We start from the raw sequence: 15,431 nt of genomic DNA on the forward strand, positions 1-15,431 counted from the left end.
TTCCCGTCCCTTTCTGGGGCTCCGCCCCGGGCCCCGTGGGGTGCGGGTTCGTTGTGGCTGGTCGCGCAGTTCCCCGCGCCCCTGAAGGGGCGCGGGGAAACGGGGTCAGTCGAGCTTGTACGGCATGCCGTAGACCTTCCACTCCAGTGGGGTGCGGAGGTCGAGGTTGCCGTCGTACAGGAACCTTCGTTGGGCCGTGTCCACGCGGGTCGTGTCACGTTTTTCGGACTTCATGGTCGCGCGCCGGGTGTCCAGGAAGATGTCGAGATAGCTCTGCTCGTCGCCGCCCTCGGCGGGAGTGTCGGCCTCGGCCATGGCACGCTCGCGGATGCCGTGGAAGCCGGGGTCGCCAGGACCGTGCATGACCATGGCGTCGTAGTAGATGAACTGACCGAGCGCGCCCAGACCGTCCCGCTTGGCGAGGCGGACCGCCGGGTCGAAGTAGACACGGTCGCGCTGGGAGTCCTGGACACGCTTGAAGGCATCCTTCCGCGCCTCCTTCTTCCAGGCGGCGGTGAAACCGGGATCCAGGCCCTCGTGGGAGTCCGAGCCGTCGACGGAACGCAGGGCAGGGAGGTACGGCTCCAGGGCGTTGTCCGGGTGGGACTCGGTGTACAGCTCGACCAGCGTGAGCAGATCGTGCGTGCCGGTCGTGAAGCCGATGATCCCGGCGGTGTAGCCGCGGCCGTCGCCTATGTCCTCGATGTAGTCGTACTGGGCACGCCAGTCGAGGCTGGAGTTCTCGGCACTCGACACGATCCGCTGGGCCAGCTCCTTCTTCTCCGGGGAGTCCAGGTCGGCGTCGGCCGCCCCGGAGGAGGCCGACGGGGAGGAGGAGCTCCGGCTGTCGGAGGGCCCGCCGTCGCCCTTCTCACCGGGCACGGCGACGTACACCGTCACCGCGACGAGAGGGACGGCGACGAACATCAGACGGCCAGCGCGTTTCATGGGCAAAGAGTACGATCGGCCCGGAGTGCCGTGCCGCATCGGGTGGAGAAACCAGTGAGCGTCGGGGGAGGACCTGTGAGCGCGGAGGAACTGGCGCTGCTGCGGGCGGAGTTGGGCTCTCCGCCGCCGGAGAGCTTCGGATCGCTGGACGACACACAGGCCCGGACCCTCACACAGGCGCTGCGCCGGGCACGGGAGCGCCGGGCGTCCGGGCTGAACGAGGCCGTCGAGGACGCCCTGACCCTCGTACCGGCCCTGACCAGGGAACCCCTCCGCCGGATGCTCTTCCGTTAGCCAGGAGACCCCTCCCGCATGGACACACTGCGCAGCAGGGCCGAGATCCTGAAGCTCGCCCGCCTGCTGGATGTCGAACCACGGCAGCTGACGTTCCTCGAAGCACTGCCCGTCGAGGACGTACGGGCCTTCCGTGAGAGATCCGTCGCCGCGCTCTTCGACGACGCCCCCGGGATCCTCGACCGCATCGCCGCGAAGACGAAGCTGCTGCCCGCCGGTATCGCCGCGGGCATCTCGCAGAAGGCACTCGGACCGCAGCTGGCCGCCGCCCTCGCCGGACGCCTCGAACCCGGCCGCGCCGCCGACATCATCGAGCGGCTCCCGCCCGAGTTCACGGCCCGCTGCTGCCACCATGTCGACCCGCGCCGGATCGCCGGGATCATGGGCAGACTGGACGACGACATCGTCGTACGCATCGCCCTCGTCCTCGCCGACCGCCGCGACCACCTCACGATGGGCCGGTTCGTCGGGCATCTGCGGGACTCCGCGCTGCTGCGGATCCTGCCGCGGCTCGACGACGCGACCCTGCTGCTCACCGGCTTCGTCATCGACCACCCGGAACGGCTCGGCCGCATCGTCGAGCTGCTGGGCGAGGAACGGGTGTCGTCGGTCATCGCCTCCGCCGCCGACGCCGGGCTGTGGCCCGAGGCCATGGCCGTCGCGAGCATGGCCTCCGGTGAACAGCGGGCCAGGATCGCCTCCCTCACCGCCGCCCAGCCCGAGGCCCGGCTCGACTCCCTCGTCCGCACCACCGCCGAGCAGGACCTGTGGGAGTCGCTCCTGCCGATCGTGGCCGCGCTCGACGAGGACGAGCTGCGGGCCGTCGCCGCGCTGCCCGCTCTGCGGGACCGCGCGGTGCTCGACGGGCTCGTCCGCGGGGTCGTGGCGACCGGGCTGTGGGCGGAGTTCCTCCCGATGGTGGCCGCGCTGCCGCCGACCGCCCGGCGGATCGTCGCGAGGGCCGCGGGCGCGCTCTCCGATCCCGACCTCGACGCGCTGGCCGTCGGCGTCGAGAAGGAGGACCTCTGGGAACTGGTGTTCCCGCTGGTCGAGTTGATGGGCGACGGCGCCAGGCGGCGGCTCTTCGAGCTGCCGGCTTTCCGGGAGCGGGCGGCCGGTTAGGCTCACCCGGTCGGATCATGGCCGGAAGGAGCCCGCATGGCCGGGATCAGTCTCACCAAGGTTGAGGAGACCGCGCCCGCGCTGGTCAGCCTCTACAAGAGCGCGGGGGTCTCCCTCACCAAGCACGGCCTGAGCGGGCAGCGGGCCGCCGTCTATCTCGTCGTCGACTACTCGGGGTCGATGAAGCCGTACTACGCCGACGGCAGCGTGCAGGCACTCGCCGACCGTGTGCTCGGTCTGAGCGCGCACTTCGACGACGACGGGACCGTGCCTGTCGTCTTCTTCTCCACGGACGTCGACGCAGTGACCGACATCGCGCTCGACAGCCACGCCGGGCGTGTGGAGCGGATCGTCGCCGGGCTGGGACACATGGGCAAGACCAGCTACCACCTGGCGATGGACGCCGTCATCGACCACTACCTCGACAGTGGTTCCAAGGATCCCGCCCTGGTCGTCTTCCAGACCGACGGCGGTCCGATCAACAAGCTCGCCGCGGAGCGGTATCTGTGCAAGGCGGCGAAGCTGCCCCTGTTCTGGCAGTTCATCGGCTTCGGGGACCCGTCCAGCAAGCAGTTCGACTTCCTGCGCAGGCTCGACGACCTGGCCGTTCCGGGGAAACGGGTCGTCGACAACGCCGGGTTCTTCCACGCCGGCTCGGACCCCCGCCGGGGTGTCTCCGACGGTGAGCTGTACGACCGGTTGCTGGGCGAGTTCCCCCGGTGGCTGTCCGCGGCGCGGGCGGCGGGGATCGTCGCGTGACATCGTGCGGCCCGGCGGGGGCTGGTCACGCAGTTCCCCGCGCCCCTGAGGTGTGAGGTGGCTGGGGTCGTAGCTCGGCCGCGCCCCGCCAGGGGCGCGGGGAACTGCGCGACCAGCCACGACGGACCCGCGCGTCTCCACCGGCCTGAGCCACGTTCCTAAGGGGCGCGGGGAACTGCGCGAGCAACCCCACCGGGGCCGCAGCCGAATCGTGGACCCGTACAACCCCTTTGGCTTCGCAGAACGTCGTGACACTCTGAACTGAGCCTATGGGGAGGGCCAGGAATGGACGCGCGGAACAAGGTGCGAGCGCCACAGACGGGCAAGGGCGAGAAGGTGGCCGACTGGGCCGACGGCCGGCTCGGCATCTACACGCTGGCCAAGACCCAGATGCGCAAGGTGTTCCCGGACCACTGGTCCTTCATGCTGGGCGAGGTCTGCCTCTACAGCTTCCTCATCCTGATCCTCACCGGCGTCTACCTCACCCTCTTCTTCGAGCCCAGCGCCGCCGAGGTCGTCTACAACGGCTCGTACGAACCCCTCAACGGCATCATCATGACCAGGGCGTACGAGTCCACCCTCGACATCAGCTTCGACGTGCGCGGCGGACTGCTGATCCGGCAGATCCACCACTGGGCCGCGCTCGTGTTCGTCGCCGGAATGCTCGTGCACATGATGCGCGTGTTCTTCACCGGCGCGTTCCGCAAGCCACGCGAGCTGAACTGGCTGTTCGGCTGGACCCTGCTGTTCCTCGGCATCATCACCGGCCTGACCGGCTACTCGCTCCCCGACGACCTACTCTCCGGCACCGGCCTCCGCTTCGCGCAGGGCGCGATCCTCTCCGTACCGATCGTGGGCACGTATCTCGCGTTCTTCCTCTTCGGAGGGGAGTTCCCGGGACACGACATCATCTCCAGGCTGTACCCGATCCACGTCCTCCTGCTGCCCGGGATCATGCTCGGCCTGGTCGTCGCCCATCTGATCCTGGTCTTCTACCACAAGCACACCCAGTACCCCGGGCCCGGCCGCGAGCAGAAGTCCGTGGTGGGCATGCCGTTCATGCCGGTCTACATGGCCAAGGCCGGCGGTTTCTTCTTCCTGGTCTTCGGTGTGCTGTCGATGATGGGCGCGATCGCGACGATCAACCCCGTGTGGGCCTTCGGGCCCTATCGTTCCGATCTGGTCACCACCGGCGCTCAACCAGACTGGTATCTCGGCTTCTCCGAGGGGCTGATCCGGGTGATGCCGGGATGGGAGATCAACGCCTGGGGCCACACCCTGCAGCTGGGCGTCTTCATCCCCTTCTCCCTCTTCCCGCTGATCATGGTGGCGATCGGCGTCTACCCGTTCATCGAGGCGTGGATCACCGGGGACAAACGCGAGCACCACATCCTGGACCGGCCCCGCAACGTCCCCACACGCACGGGGCTCGGCGTGGCCTGGCTGAGTCTGTACGGGGTGCTGCTGATCGGCGGCGGCAACGACATCGTGGCCACGCATCTGCATCTGTCGATCAACGCGATCACCTGGTTCGTACGGATCGGCTTCTTCGTGGTCCCGGTGATCGCCTTCATCATCACCAGACGTGTCTGCATGGCGCTCCAGCGCAGCGACCGCGACAAGGTGCTGCACGGCAGGGAGTCCGGCGTCATCAGGCGGCTGCCGCACGGCGAGTTCGTCGAGGTGCACGAACCCCTCACCCCGGCCCAGCTGTTCACCCTCACCCAGCACGAACAGGACCCGCCCTACGACGTGGGCCCGCTCGTCGACGCGAACGGTGTCGAGCGGAAGGTCAAGCCGTCCCAGCGGCTGCGGGCGCGGCTCGCCCGGGCCATGTACGGGCAGAACGCGCAGATCCCCAAGCCGACCGTCGAGGAGTACCGCGAACTCACCAGCAGCGACGATCACCACCACTGAGCGGGCGGCTCCCCGCAGGGTCCAGCTATTCGAGGACCAGCTCCCGGCACTCTCCGGGCGTGCCCCAAGCCGTGCGCAACGCGCGGGCCTTGGTCAGCCACAGGGAGAGGTCGTACTCCGCGGTGTAGCCGATCGCGCCGTGCAGTTGCAGGGCGGTACGGGCGGTCGTGTACGCAGCCTCGCAGGCCGTGACCTTGGCGGCGGCCACGTCGGCCGGGTCCATGGTCAGGGCCGCGCCGAAGAGGAGCGGGCGCGCGAACTCCAACGCGATCTTGGCGTCCGCCAGTCGGTGCTTGACCGCCTGGAACGAACCGATGGGGACACCGAACTGGCTCCGCTGCTTGACGTACGCCACGGTCCTGTCGAGCAGGGTCAGTCCCACACCGAGCGCCTGCGCGGCGGTCGCGAGCCGGGCCCAGGTGAGGGCGTGGGCGGCGGTCGCGGCGAACTCGGGTCCGGCGGCCAGGAGTTCGCCGCCCGGCTTTGGGCGGGTGAGGCGCCGGGCCGGGTCGATGGACGTACGGACCGGGCCGTGCCCCTGCCCTTGGGCCAGCCTCAACTCGCCGCCTGCACCGCCTTCACCACCGTCCTCGCCGCTCTCGATCGTGAGGTGGATGGTGGCCGCATCCCCGTCCAACGCATACGAGCCGTACGGGCCGTCCAAGGCGGCCACCGTCGCGATCGTCTCCCCGGACGCCAGCCCCGGCAGGAACCTCTTCGCCAGGCCCGGTTCCGTCAGCAGCGCGGTCGCCGCCACCGTCTCCACCAGCGGGCCCGGTACCGCATGCCGCCCCAACTCCAGGAAGGCGACGGCCAGTTCGACGGGAAGCGGCCCGACCCCTTCGTACGCCTCGGGGACCGCCAGTGCGAACACCCCCGCGTCGGCGATACGGGACCACAGGGCCAGCCCGGCCGTATGGTCACCGGCACTCCACGACCGTACGACCGACGGGGTGTCCGCCGCCGTCAGCAGGGCGTCCAGCGAGTGGGCGAAGGCACGCTGTTCGTCGTCCAGGAGGAAACGCATCAGCGGCGTCCCTTCGGCAGGCCCAGGAGGCGTTCGGCGATGATGTCGCGCTGGATCTCGTTCGTGCCCGCGTAGATGGGACCGGCGAGGGAGAAGACGTACCCCTCGGCCCACCCGCTGTCCTCGTCGTCAGCGGTGGCCGCCAACTCCCCGTCCCCGCCCAGGAGATCGAGTGCCGTCTCGTGCAGCGCGATGTCGTACTCGGACCAGAAGACCTTGTTCAGGCTGGACTCCGGGCCGATCGGCTCGCCTTCGAGGAAACGGGAGGCGCCCGCGTAGGTGAAGAGCTGGTAGGCGCGGGCGCCGATCACCGCGTCGGCCACCCGGTCGCGGGTGAACGGGTCCCGGCCGCGCGCCCGCCAGAGCGCGGCCAGGCGGTCGGCCGAGGCCAGGAAGCGGCCGGGGGAGCGGAGGGTCAGACCGCGTTCGTTGCCCGCTGTCGACATGGCGACCCGCCAGCCCCGGCCGGGCTCGCCGATCACGTCCTCGTCGGGCACGAACACGTCGTCCAGGAAGAGTTCGGCGAAGGCCGGCCTGCCGTCCAGGCGGCCGATCGGGCGGACGGTCACGCCCGGCGCGCGCAGGTCGAACATCAGGTAGGTGAGGCCCTGGTGGGGCTTCGGGGTGTCCGGCTCGCTGCGGAACAGGCCGAACGCGCGGTCGGCGAACGCGGCCCGCGACGACCACGTCTTCTGCCCGCTCAACAGCCACCCGCCGTCCGTACGCACCGCCCTCGACCTGAGGGAGGCGAGGTCGGACCCGGCCTCGGGTTCGGACCACGCCTGTGCCCAGACGACCTCGCCGGACGCCATCGGCGGCAGGATCCGGGCCCGCTGCTCCTCCGTGCCGTGGTCGAAGAGGGTCGGCGCGAGGAGGCTGATGCCGTTCTGGCCGACCCGGCCGGGCGCGCCCGCCGCGTAGTACTCCTCCTCGAAGATCAGCCACCGCAGGAGCCCCGCGTCCCGTCCGCCGTACGCGGCCGGCCAGGACACCACCGACCAGCGGTCCGCGGCGAGTTCGGCCTCCCAGGCGCGGTGGGCCGCGAAGCCCTCCTCGGTCTCCAGGGAGGGCAGCGGCGGTGACGGGACGTGCGCGTGCAGCCAGGCGCGCGCCTCGGCGCGGAAGGCGTCCTGGTCGGCCGTGAAGTCGAGGTCCATCAGCGGCGATCCTTCCCTAACAAGTGTTTGGTAGGTTAGCGTGGCGTCATGACAGGCGTCGAGAGTCCGGCATACGTGCCCGGACACGGGCTGCTGAAGGGACGCACCGCGGTGGTGACCGCCGCCGCGGGCGCGGGCATCGGCGGGGCCACCGCGCGCCGCTTCCTGGAGGAGGGCGCGCGCGTGCTGATCAGCGACGCGCACGCGCGACGGCTCAAGGAGTACGAGGCCGAACTGGCCGGGGAGTTCGAGGGCGTCTCGGCGCTCGCGTGCGACGTCACCGACGAGGCCCAGGTCCAGGCGCTCTTCGACGCGGCCGTGCGGCAGCACGGGCGGCTCGACATCGTCGTCAACAACGCCGGTCTCGGCGGGACTTCGGACCTCGTCGACATGACCGACGAACAGTGGTCCCGGGTTCTCGACGTGACACTCAACGGCACGTTCCGGTGCACGCGGGCCGCCCTGCGGCTGCTGAAGAGGCAGGAAGGCGGCGGAGTGATCGTCAACAACGCCTCCGTCGTCGGCTGGCGCGCCCAGGCCGGCCAGGCGCACTACGCGGCGGCGAAGGCAGGGGTCATGGCGCTGACCCGGTGTGCGGCCCTTGAAGCCGCCGCGTTCGGCGTGCGGGTCAACGCCGTGTCACCCAGCCTCGCCATGCACCCGCACCTCGTGAAGGTGACCACCCCCGAACTGCTGGAGGAACTGACGGCCCGCGAGGCCTTCGGGAGGTACGCCGAGCCCTGGGAGGTCGCCAACGTGATCGTCTTCCTGGCGTCCGACTACTCCTCGTACATGACCGGAGAAGCGGTCTCCGTCAGCAGCCAGCATGCCTAGGACCACAATGGCTCCGTGCCCCCTACGAACGTGCCTCCCAAGAAGAAGCCCCAGGTGACCGCCGCGCCCGCCCGTCGTCGCGAACTCCTCGACACCGCCGCCGAGGTCTTCGCCGAGCAGGGCTACAACGCCACCACCGTCCGCAAGATCGCGGACCACGCGGGCATGCTCGCCGGCAGCCTCTACTACCACTTCGACTCCAAGGAATCGATGCTGGAGGAGATCCTGCGGACCTTCATGGACGAGCTGTGGGACGGGTACGACACCGTCCTGGAGGCCGAGCTCGGCCCGCGCGAGACGCTGGAGGCCCTGGTCACCGAGTCCTTCCGGGAGATCGACCGGCACCGCGCGGCCGTCGCGATCTACCAGCGGGAGTCCAAGCACCTCGTCGCGCAGGAGCGGTTCGCGTTCCTCGCCGAGTCGCAGCGCAAGTTCGAGAAGACGTGGCTGGCCACGCTGGAGCGGGGAGTGGCAGGCGAGGTCTTCCGGGACGACCTCGACATCCGGCTCACCTACCGGTTCGTGCGCGACACGGTGTGGGTCGCCGCGTCCTGGTACCGGCCCGGCGGACAGCACAGCCCGGAGGAGATCGCCCGGCAGTACCTGTCGATGGTCCTCGACGGAATCGCCGTACGGACGTAACCCCCTGGACCTGCTCAACCCACTGAACCTGCTCAACCCACTGAACCTGCTCAACCACTGGACCCACCGGACCCACTGAACCCATTGGAACCCACTGAGGAGCCCGAGGAGTCGTCATGGCCGAGGCCTACATAGTCGAAGCGGTCCGTACGCCAGTGGGGCGCCGGAAGGGTGGCCTCGGCGGGGTCCATCCCGCCGATCTGGGCGCGCATGTGCTGAAGGCCCTGGTCGCGCGGTCCGGTGTCGACCCGGCAGCCGTCGAGGACGTCGTCTTCGGGTGCCTGGACACCGTCGGGCCGCAGGCCGGGGACATCGCGCGGACGGCCTGGCTGGCGGCCGGTCTGCCCGAGGAGGTGCCCGGGGTGACGATCGACCGGCAGTGCGGGTCCTCGCAGCAGGCCGTGCACTTCGCCGCGCAGGGTGTCCTGTCCGGCACGCAGGACCTGGTGGTCGCGGGCGGCGTCCAGAACATGACGCAGATCCCCATCGCCTTCGCCTCCCGCCAGGCCGCGGAGCCGCTGGGGCTCACGGAGGGGCCGTTCGCGGGGAGCGAGGGCTGGCGGGCGCGGTACGGGGACCGGCCCGTCAACCAGTTCCACGGCGCCGAGTTGATCGCCGAGAAGTGGGGGATCAGCCGACGGGACCAGGAGGAGTTCGCGCTGCGGTCGCATCAGCGGGCGATCCGGGCCATCGACGAGGGGCGTTTCGAGCGGGAGACCGTGCCGTTCGGGGACGTCGCCGTGGACGAGGGGCCTCGGCGGGACACCTCGCTGGAGAAGATGGCCGGGCTGAAGCCGGTGGTGGAGGGCGGCACCATCACCGCCGCCTGTTCCTCCCAGGTGTCCGACGGCGCGGCCGCGATGCTGCTCGCCTCCGAGCGGGCCGTGCGGGAACACGGGCTCACACCTCGGGCGCGGATTCACCATCTGTCGGTGCGGGGGGAGGATCCGATACGGATGCTGTCGGCGCCGATTCCGGCTACCGCGTACGCCTTGAAGAAGGCCGGGATGTCCATCGGTGACATCGACCTCGTCGAGATCAACGAGGCGTTCGCGCCTGTGGTGCTCGCCTGGCTGAAGGAGACCGGGGCGGATCCCGACCGGGTCAATGTCAACGGGGGTGCGATTGCCCTCGGGCATCCACTGGGGGCGACCGGGGTGAAGCTGATGACCACGTTGCTGCATGAACTGGAGCGGACCGGTGGGCGGTTCGGGTTGCAGACGATGTGTGAGGGTGGGGGGCAGGCGAACGTGACGATCGTTGAGCGGCTTTAGGTTGTTCGGTCGGGTGCGGGTGCGGGTGCGGGTGGGGTGTGGCTGGTCGCGCAGTTCCCCGCGCCCCTGAAAGAGTAGGGGGCGCCTCCTGACGGGGCGCCCCACAATGGTGCCCTCGCAGCGCCGCGCCTCTAAGGATGAGCATGGCGCTGGTCCGGGAGCCCGCGCAGGACCGCCCCCGCTTCCGCCATTACGCGTTCCACCAGCTCCGCACACGACGGCAGGTCCTCTATCAGGCCTGCCACCTGGCCCGAGGCCATCACCCCCAGGTCCGTGCGGCCCTCGACCATCGAGGCGCGCAGCAGCATCGGGGTGTTGGCGGCGAGGAGGACCTGGCTCCAGGTGAGGTCCTTGCCGTGTTTCATGGCCAGGCCGTCGCGGACCATCTGCTGCCAGGTGAGGCCCGAGAGCTTTCGGAAGCGGGCGGCCCGGCGGATCGCCCGGGTCAGTGTTCTCGTACGGCCCGCCTCCTCAAGGGAGTTGACCAGGTCCGTGCGGAGCATGCGGTGGGGGAGGCCGTCCACGGCTGTCGTCACCGTCACGTCCTTCACCGTGGCCGCGAGGTACCGGGCCTTCACCGCGTCCGGGACCGTGGAGTCGGAGGTCAGGAGGAAGCGGGTGCCCATGGCGATGCCCGCCGCGCCGTACGCCAGTGCCGCGACCAGGCCCCGGCCGTCGAAGAAGCCGCCCGCCGCGATCACCGGTATGTCGACGGCGTCCACGACCTGGGGAAGGAGGACGGTGGTCGCCACCTCGCCGGTGTGGCCGCCGCCCTCGCCGCCCTGCACGATCACCGCGTCCGCGCCCCAGGCCGCGACCTTCTCGGCGTGACGGCGGGCGCCGATGGAGGGGATGACGACGACCCCCGCGTCCTTGAGCTCGGCGATCAGCTCACGGGAGGGCGCCAGCGCGAACGAGGCGACCCTCACGTCCTCCTCGATGATCAGCCGGACGCGGTCGCGGGCGTCCCCCGCGTCCGCGCGCAGATTCACACCGAACGGCGCGTCCGTACGGGACCTGACGTCCCGGACCGCCTCCCGCAGCTGGTCGAGCGTCATCGTCGCGGAGGCCAGGATGCCCAGCGCTCCCGCGTTCGCCGAGGCGGAGACCAGACGCGGGCCCGCCACCCAGCCCATCCCGGTCTGCACGATCGGATGCCGGACGCCGACCAGTTTCGTGAGCGCGGTCTCCATCAGCCTGGGACCCCACGGTCGCGCAGCCCCCGCGGGTCGATGACCTCGCGGATCAACTGCAGCTCCGCCGGGGTCGGTTCGCGGGTGTACGGGACCTCGTCGGGGATCGTCGGCTCGAACCCGGTCGCCGCCAGGACCTCCGCGACCGTCGCCCCCGGATGCAGCGAGGCGAGCCGCATCGAGTGGTCCGGCGTCGCGAAGTCGAACACTCCCAGGTTCGACACGACCCGGGGGATGCGGTGATAGCGGGTCGCCGTGGGACCGGCCGCCGCCGCGCTGTCGTACCCCACCCCGCTGATCATGTCGACCTTCTCCACGAAGACCCGCGTCGAGTGCTTGGGCACCCAGTAACTCACCGGGTTGTTCAGGGTGTTGACGGGCGCGCCCCGCACCCCGAGCAACTGCCGGGCCGGCCGCTCCCAGTCCCCGATGCAGGAAATGTTCTGGTTGCCGAACCGGTCGATCTGGCTCGCGCCCATCATCACGTGCCGACGCCCGCCGGTGACCATCGCGAGATGCCTGCGGTAGGGCAGCCACCCTTCGGGCGTGCCGTCCGGGCCGACGAGCATCGCCTCGCCGTCGGTGAGCAGGAGATCCGGGGCGAAGGTCCGCCTCGCGAGCCGGGCACCGACGGAGGGGACGGCACCCATGGGGCTCGCGAGCACCTCGCCGTTGTCCCGCCACGCCTCGGCACAGGCGATCACGCAGTACTCGGCGCGGGTGGGCGGGGGAAGAGGAGCGCCGCTGGGCGGGAGGAGCGGGGTGCCGGTCGGCCGGACCGGGTCGGGGAGGGTCGCGTCCGTCATCGCCGCTCCTCGTGCCAGGCCTGTGCGGCCGACTGGTAGGCCTTCTCGTCCCCGTACAGGAACCGCTCGGTGAACTCGGGCCACGGCGTCGTCGCGTACAGCTTCTGGAAGGGCTCGTCGCGGTCGTGGTCGGGGACGCAGGAGGTGGGGTGCGCGCCGCCGGGCGTCTCGACGACTCCCGTGACCGAGTGCCGGTTGACGAGGAGGGTCTGCGGCACCGCGTCGTCGAAGCGGTCCACCAGCCGCTCGCAGGAGACGTACGCGTTGTCCGCGGCCTCGCAGAAGAGGTCGTCGAAGTACGGGTCCGGGCCCAGATACTGGCCGTTGCCCGAGCGGTCCGCGCGGTTGACGTGGACGAGGGCCGCGTCCATGCGCAGGGCCGGCATGGCGACGAAGGTCTCCCGGATCCCGGTCGACGGGTCCTCGTACGGCGAAGTGACCGTCCGTAGGCCGGGGTTGACCCGCATGACGTCCGAACCGATGCCGGCCCGGACCGGCATGAACGGCAGCCGGTTCGCGGCGGCGTGCAGCCCCCACATGAACATCGCCTCGTCGACCTCCGTCAGCTCGAGGGCCCCGCTCTGCCGGGCTGCCCGGAAGTGCGGCTCCAGGGGGATCGAGTCGAGCGTCACGAAGGCCGCGACAAGCTTGCGGATCCGCCCCGCGGCGGCGAGCATCCCGACGTCCGGGCCGCCGTACGACACGACCGTGAGGTCCGTGACTTGGGAGCGGAGCAGCGCTCTGACCAGGGCCATCGGTTTGCGGCGCGAGCCCCAGCCGCCGATACCGAGGGTCATCCCGCTGCGGAGCCGGGAGACGGCCTCGTCGGCCGTCATCGTCTTGTCGCTCATTCCGTACCCCCTCCTTCCCGGTCCTTCCCGAACGTGTCCCTGACCCGGTCGCCCACCCCCGCGAGGTTCGCCTCGAACGTGAAGCCCTGCTCGAAGCGGTAGCTGCGGCGCACGTCCACGGGGTCGATGCCGTTGATCGCGGCCTTGGCCAGCCGGATCAGCTGCCCGTCCTTGCTCGCGATCTGGCCGGCCAACTCCAGCACGGCGGCACGCAGTTCGTCGCGTGGCACGACCCGCCACACCGACCCGTGCCGGTGCAGCTCGGCCGCGGTCGCCGTGCGCGAGGTGTAGTACAGCGCGCGCATCAGGTGCTGCGGCACCAGCCGGGCCAGATGCGTGGCCGCGCCCAGGGCGCCCCGGTCCAGCTCGGGCAGGCCGAAGGTCGCGTCCTCGCTCGCCACGATCGCGTCCGCGTTGCCCACCAGGCCTATTCCGCCGCCCAGGCAGAAGCCGTGCACCTCCGCCACCACGGGGACCTCGCACTCGTACACCGCGGCGAAGGCGTCGGCACAGCCGCGGTTGGCGCCGAGCAGGGCGCTGCCGCCCTGCGCCTGTATCTCCTTGATGTCCACGCCGGCGTTGAACCCCCGCCCCTCGGCGGCCAGCACCACACAGCGGACCTCGGCGTCGCGGCCCGCCGCGCGCAGGGCGTCGGCCAGCTCGAACCAGCCGCGCACCGGCAGCGCGTTCACGGGCGGGAAGTCGACCGTGACGACGGAAATCCCCTTTTCCGGGGACGAGGTGGAGACACCCATCAGCTCATCAGCTACCTTTCGACCAAACATTTGTTAGGTGCGCCGGTTGTGAAGGTAACAGCGAATACCGACGAGTGGGAGGCCCTGTGGACAAGCTGTCGGACGAGCCGTCAGGCAGGCCGTCGAAGGGTCCGTCGGACGAGCCGTCCGGCAAACGGCTCGTGGTGGTCACGGGCGGCACCCGGGGCGTGGGCGCCGGGATCGCCCGCGCGTTCGTGGAGGCGGGCACCGAGGTCGTGGTCTGTGCGCGCAGACCGCCCGAAGTTCCGGTCGACGGCGTCGAGTTCGTCCCCCTCGATCTGCGGGACCCACCGGCCGTGCGCGCCTTCTTCGACGGGCTGCCCCGGGTCGACGTGCTGGTCAACAACGCGGGCGGCGCCCCCTACCGGCTGCTCGCGGAGACGGACGCCGAGCGGCACGCGCGCGTGATCGAACTCAACCTCACCGCGCCGCTGACGGCGTCCCTGGCGGCGTACGAGCAGCTCAGGCGCGCGCGTGGCTCCGTCGTGATGATCGGCAGCGTCAGCGGGACACGGCCCTCGCCCGGCACGGCGGCCTACGGGGCGGCCAAGGCGGGACTGGAGAACCTCGCGCGCTCGATGGCCGTGGAGTGGGCACCGGACGTGCGGGTGAACACCCTCGTCGTGGGGATGGTCCGCACCGAGCTGTCCCATCTCCACTACGGGGGCGAGGACGGCATTGCGGCCGTCTCCCGCACCGTCCCCATGGGGCGGCTCGCCGAGCCCCTGGACGTCGGCAGGGCCGCCGTCTTCCTCGCGTCGGACGCCGCCGCGTACATCACCGGGGCCGGCCTCCTCGTGCACGGCGGGGGCGAGCGGCCCGCCTTCCTGGACGCGGCTACCGCCAACAAGGAGAAGGCCGACGAGCAGAAGGCCGACAAGGAAAAAGAGGGAGGAGAAGCGGGATGACTGCAGGCAGCGGAATCTGCGACGGGCGGGTCGTGATCGTCACGGGCGCGGGCCGCGGGCTCGGGCGGGCGCACGCGCTCGCCTTCGCGGCGGAGGGCGCGCGCGTCGTCGTCAACGACCTGGGCGTCGGACTCGACGGCTCGCCAGGGCCCGACAGCCCGGCCCGGCAGGTCGTCGAGGAGATCACGGCGGCGGGCGGCGAGGCGGTGGCGCACGGCGGGGACATCGCCACGACCGAGGGCGCCGCATCCCTCGTACGCACGGCCGTGGACGCCTTCGGGCGGCTCGACACGCTCGTCAACAACGCCGGGTTCCTGCGTGACCGGATGCTCGTGAACCTCGACGAGGACGACTGGGACGCCGTCATGCGCGTCCATCTGAAGGGCCACTTCCTGCCGATGAAGCACGCCGCCGCGCACTGGCGGGCGGAGGCGAAGGCGGGGCGGGTGCCGCAGGCGCGGATCGTCAACACCAGTTCCGGCGCCGGGCTGTTGGGGTCGGTCGGGCAGGGGAACTACAGCGCCGCCAAGGCCGGGATCGTGGGGCTCACCCTGGTGGCCGCCGCCGAGATGGGGCGCTATGGAGTACAGGTCAACGCCATCGCGCCCGCCGCGCGGACCCGGATGACCGAGGGCACCTTCGCCGAGACGATGACGGCGCCCGACAGCGGCTTCGACGCGATGGCGCCCGGGAACGTGTCGCCGCTCGTCGTCTGGCTCGGCTCCGCCGCGAGCGCCGGCGTCACCGGCCGGGTCTTCGAGACCGAGGGCGGCCGCATCACGGTCATGGAGGGCTGGCGGCCCGGCCCGAGCACCGACAAGGGGGCGCGATGGACCCCCGCCGAGGCCGGGGACACCGCGCTCAAACTGCTCGCGGAGGCGCAGGCACCCCAGCCGGTCCACGGAGCGCAGTAGTGCGATCGG

General features: G+C 70.8%; 16 protein-coding genes. 9 read left to right on the forward strand and 7 right to left on the reverse strand.

The genetic code is table 11. From position 1 onward, the window contains the following. Nucleotides 1–105: 105 nt before the first annotated feature. The gene (locus tag JEQ17_RS34360) at nt 106–948 is read right to left on the reverse strand and encodes a chitosanase (protein WP_200398879.1); all 843 of its coding nucleotides are present in this window, start codon (nt 946–948) and stop codon (nt 106–108) included. A 75-nt stretch (nt 949–1,023) separates the two neighbouring features. On the opposite strand from JEQ17_RS34360, the gene JEQ17_RS34365 reads away from it, so the two are divergent. From JEQ17_RS34365 to qcrB, 4 genes are all read left to right on the forward strand, one after another. Beyond that, complete coding sequence (locus tag JEQ17_RS34365) at nt 1,024–1,242, forward strand: hypothetical protein (RefSeq protein ID WP_200398880.1); 219 nt, start codon at nt 1,024–1,026, stop codon at nt 1,240–1,242. An 18-nt stretch (nt 1,243–1,260) separates the two neighbouring features. Next, nucleotides 1,261–2,364 (forward strand): magnesium and cobalt transport protein CorA, encoded by a 1,104-nt coding sequence (locus tag JEQ17_RS34370; RefSeq protein ID WP_200398881.1) that lies wholly within the window; start codon nt 1,261–1,263, stop codon nt 2,362–2,364. Between the two features lie 36 nt (nt 2,365–2,400). Then, a complete protein-coding gene (locus JEQ17_RS34375; protein WP_200398882.1) occupies nt 2,401–3,123 on the forward strand; it encodes a vWA domain-containing protein in 723 nt (240 codons plus the stop codon). A 285-nt stretch (nt 3,124–3,408) separates the two neighbouring features. Continuing rightward, entirely contained in the window at nt 3,409–5,040 is a 1,632-nt protein-coding gene (qcrB, locus tag JEQ17_RS34380) for a cytochrome bc1 complex cytochrome b subunit (RefSeq protein WP_200398883.1), read from the forward strand. Nucleotides 5,041–5,065: 25 nt separating this feature from the next. On the opposite strand, the gene JEQ17_RS34385 is transcribed toward qcrB, so the two are convergent. Together JEQ17_RS34385 and JEQ17_RS34390 are read right to left on the reverse strand one after the other, a co-directional pair. Beyond that, nucleotides 5,066–6,067: an acyl-CoA dehydrogenase family protein gene (locus JEQ17_RS34385; RefSeq protein ID WP_200398884.1), complete on the reverse strand. Its 1,002-nt coding sequence runs from the start codon at nt 6,065–6,067 to the stop codon at nt 5,066–5,068. Next, a complete protein-coding gene (locus tag JEQ17_RS34390) occupies nt 6,067–7,224 on the reverse strand; it encodes an acyl-CoA dehydrogenase family protein (protein WP_200398885.1) in 1,158 nt (385 codons plus the stop codon). Before JEQ17_RS34390 ends, JEQ17_RS34385 begins: the two co-directional genes overlap by 1 nt. A gap of 48 nt (nt 7,225–7,272) precedes the next feature. Between JEQ17_RS34390 and JEQ17_RS34395 the strand changes: the two genes are divergently transcribed. The 3 genes from JEQ17_RS34395 to JEQ17_RS34405 all read left to right on the forward strand — a co-directional run bounded on the left by JEQ17_RS34395 (nt 7,273) and on the right by JEQ17_RS34405 (nt 9,974). Continuing rightward, nucleotides 7,273–8,058: an SDR family oxidoreductase gene (locus JEQ17_RS34395; protein WP_200398886.1), complete on the forward strand. Its 786-nt coding sequence runs from the start codon at nt 7,273–7,275 to the stop codon at nt 8,056–8,058. A gap of 30 nt (nt 8,059–8,088) precedes the next feature. Beyond that, on the forward strand, nt 8,089–8,700 hold the full coding sequence (locus JEQ17_RS34400; RefSeq protein ID WP_200401872.1) for a TetR/AcrR family transcriptional regulator: 612 nt from the start codon (nt 8,089–8,091) through the stop codon (nt 8,698–8,700). Nucleotides 8,701–8,816: 116 nt separating this feature from the next. Beyond that, nucleotides 8,817–9,974: an acetyl-CoA C-acetyltransferase gene (locus JEQ17_RS34405; protein WP_200398887.1), complete on the forward strand. Its 1,158-nt coding sequence runs from the start codon at nt 8,817–8,819 to the stop codon at nt 9,972–9,974. A gap of 131 nt (nt 9,975–10,105) precedes the next feature. Here the strand turns inward: JEQ17_RS34405 and JEQ17_RS34410 are convergent, their stop codons facing one another. Genes JEQ17_RS34410 through JEQ17_RS34425 form a run of 4 tightly spaced genes read right to left on the reverse strand, consistent with a single transcriptional unit; the run spans nt 10,106 to nt 13,579 of the window. Then, the gene (locus JEQ17_RS34410) at nt 10,106–11,167 is read right to left on the reverse strand and encodes an NAD(P)H-dependent flavin oxidoreductase (RefSeq protein WP_200398888.1); all 1,062 of its coding nucleotides are present in this window, start codon (nt 11,165–11,167) and stop codon (nt 10,106–10,108) included. After that, the gene (locus tag JEQ17_RS34415) at nt 11,167–11,973 is read right to left on the reverse strand and encodes a CoA-transferase subunit beta (RefSeq protein WP_234048481.1); all 807 of its coding nucleotides are present in this window, start codon (nt 11,971–11,973) and stop codon (nt 11,167–11,169) included. Before JEQ17_RS34415 ends, JEQ17_RS34410 begins: the two co-directional genes overlap by 1 nt. After that, nucleotides 11,970–12,824 (reverse strand): CoA transferase subunit A, encoded by an 855-nt coding sequence (locus tag JEQ17_RS34420; protein WP_200398889.1) that lies wholly within the window; start codon nt 12,822–12,824, stop codon nt 11,970–11,972. The genes JEQ17_RS34415 and JEQ17_RS34420 overlap by 4 nt, the downstream gene beginning before the upstream one ends. Continuing rightward, nucleotides 12,821–13,579 (reverse strand): enoyl-CoA hydratase family protein, encoded by a 759-nt coding sequence (locus JEQ17_RS34425; protein WP_200398890.1) that lies wholly within the window; start codon nt 13,577–13,579, stop codon nt 12,821–12,823. The genes JEQ17_RS34420 and JEQ17_RS34425 overlap by 4 nt, the downstream gene beginning before the upstream one ends. Before the next feature lie 95 nt (nt 13,580–13,674). Here JEQ17_RS34425 and JEQ17_RS34430 point away from each other — a divergent pair, with 95 nt between their 5' ends. Beyond that, nucleotides 13,675–14,508 carry an SDR family oxidoreductase gene (locus tag JEQ17_RS34430; RefSeq protein ID WP_200401874.1) on the forward strand — a complete coding sequence of 278 codons (834 nt, stop codon included), beginning with the start codon at nt 13,675–13,677 and terminating at the stop codon, nt 14,506–14,508. Continuing rightward, nucleotides 14,505–15,422: an SDR family oxidoreductase gene (locus tag JEQ17_RS34435; protein ID WP_200398891.1), complete on the forward strand. Its 918-nt coding sequence runs from the start codon at nt 14,505–14,507 to the stop codon at nt 15,420–15,422. The genes JEQ17_RS34430 and JEQ17_RS34435 overlap by 4 nt, the downstream gene beginning before the upstream one ends. Nucleotides 15,423–15,431 lie beyond the last annotated feature (9 nt).

The sequence above is a fragment of the Streptomyces liliifuscus genome, from assembly GCF_016598615.1.
Lineage (GTDB): Bacteria > Actinomycetota > Actinomycetes > Streptomycetales > Streptomycetaceae > Streptomyces > Streptomyces liliifuscus.

What these genes read in the sequence shown, in the direction of transcription:
- JEQ17_RS34360 (WP_200398879.1), bottom strand. Translation starts at nt 948, where the DNA reads ATGAAACGCGCTGGCCGTCTGATGTTCGTCGCCGTCCCTCTCGTCGCG.
- JEQ17_RS34370 (WP_200398881.1), top strand. Translation starts at nt 1,261, where the DNA reads ATGGACACACTGCGCAGCAGGGCCGAGATCCTGAAGCTCGCCCGCCTG.
- JEQ17_RS34375 (WP_200398882.1), top strand. Translation starts at nt 2,401, where the DNA reads ATGGCCGGGATCAGTCTCACCAAGGTTGAGGAGACCGCGCCCGCGCTG.
- qcrB (WP_200398883.1), top strand. Translation starts at nt 3,409, where the DNA reads ATGGACGCGCGGAACAAGGTGCGAGCGCCACAGACGGGCAAGGGCGAG.
- JEQ17_RS34385 (WP_200398884.1), bottom strand. Translation starts at nt 6,067, where the DNA reads ATGCGTTTCCTCCTGGACGACGAACAGCGTGCCTTCGCCCACTCGCTG.
- JEQ17_RS34390 (WP_200398885.1), bottom strand. Translation starts at nt 7,224, where the DNA reads ATGGACCTCGACTTCACGGCCGACCAGGACGCCTTCCGCGCCGAGGCG.
- JEQ17_RS34395 (WP_200398886.1), top strand. Translation starts at nt 7,273, where the DNA reads ATGACAGGCGTCGAGAGTCCGGCATACGTGCCCGGACACGGGCTGCTG.
- JEQ17_RS34405 (WP_200398887.1), top strand. Translation starts at nt 8,817, where the DNA reads ATGGCCGAGGCCTACATAGTCGAAGCGGTCCGTACGCCAGTGGGGCGC.
- JEQ17_RS34410 (WP_200398888.1), bottom strand. Translation starts at nt 11,167, where the DNA reads ATGGAGACCGCGCTCACGAAACTGGTCGGCGTCCGGCATCCGATCGTG.
- JEQ17_RS34415 (WP_234048481.1), bottom strand. Translation starts at nt 11,973, where the DNA reads ATGACGGACGCGACCCTCCCCGACCCGGTCCGGCCGACCGGCACCCCG.
- JEQ17_RS34420 (WP_200398889.1), bottom strand. Translation starts at nt 12,824, where the DNA reads ATGAGCGACAAGACGATGACGGCCGACGAGGCCGTCTCCCGGCTCCGC.
- JEQ17_RS34425 (WP_200398890.1), bottom strand. Translation starts at nt 13,579, where the DNA reads ATGGGTGTCTCCACCTCGTCCCCGGAAAAGGGGATTTCCGTCGTCACG.
- JEQ17_RS34435 (WP_200398891.1), top strand. Translation starts at nt 14,505, where the DNA reads ATGACTGCAGGCAGCGGAATCTGCGACGGGCGGGTCGTGATCGTCACG.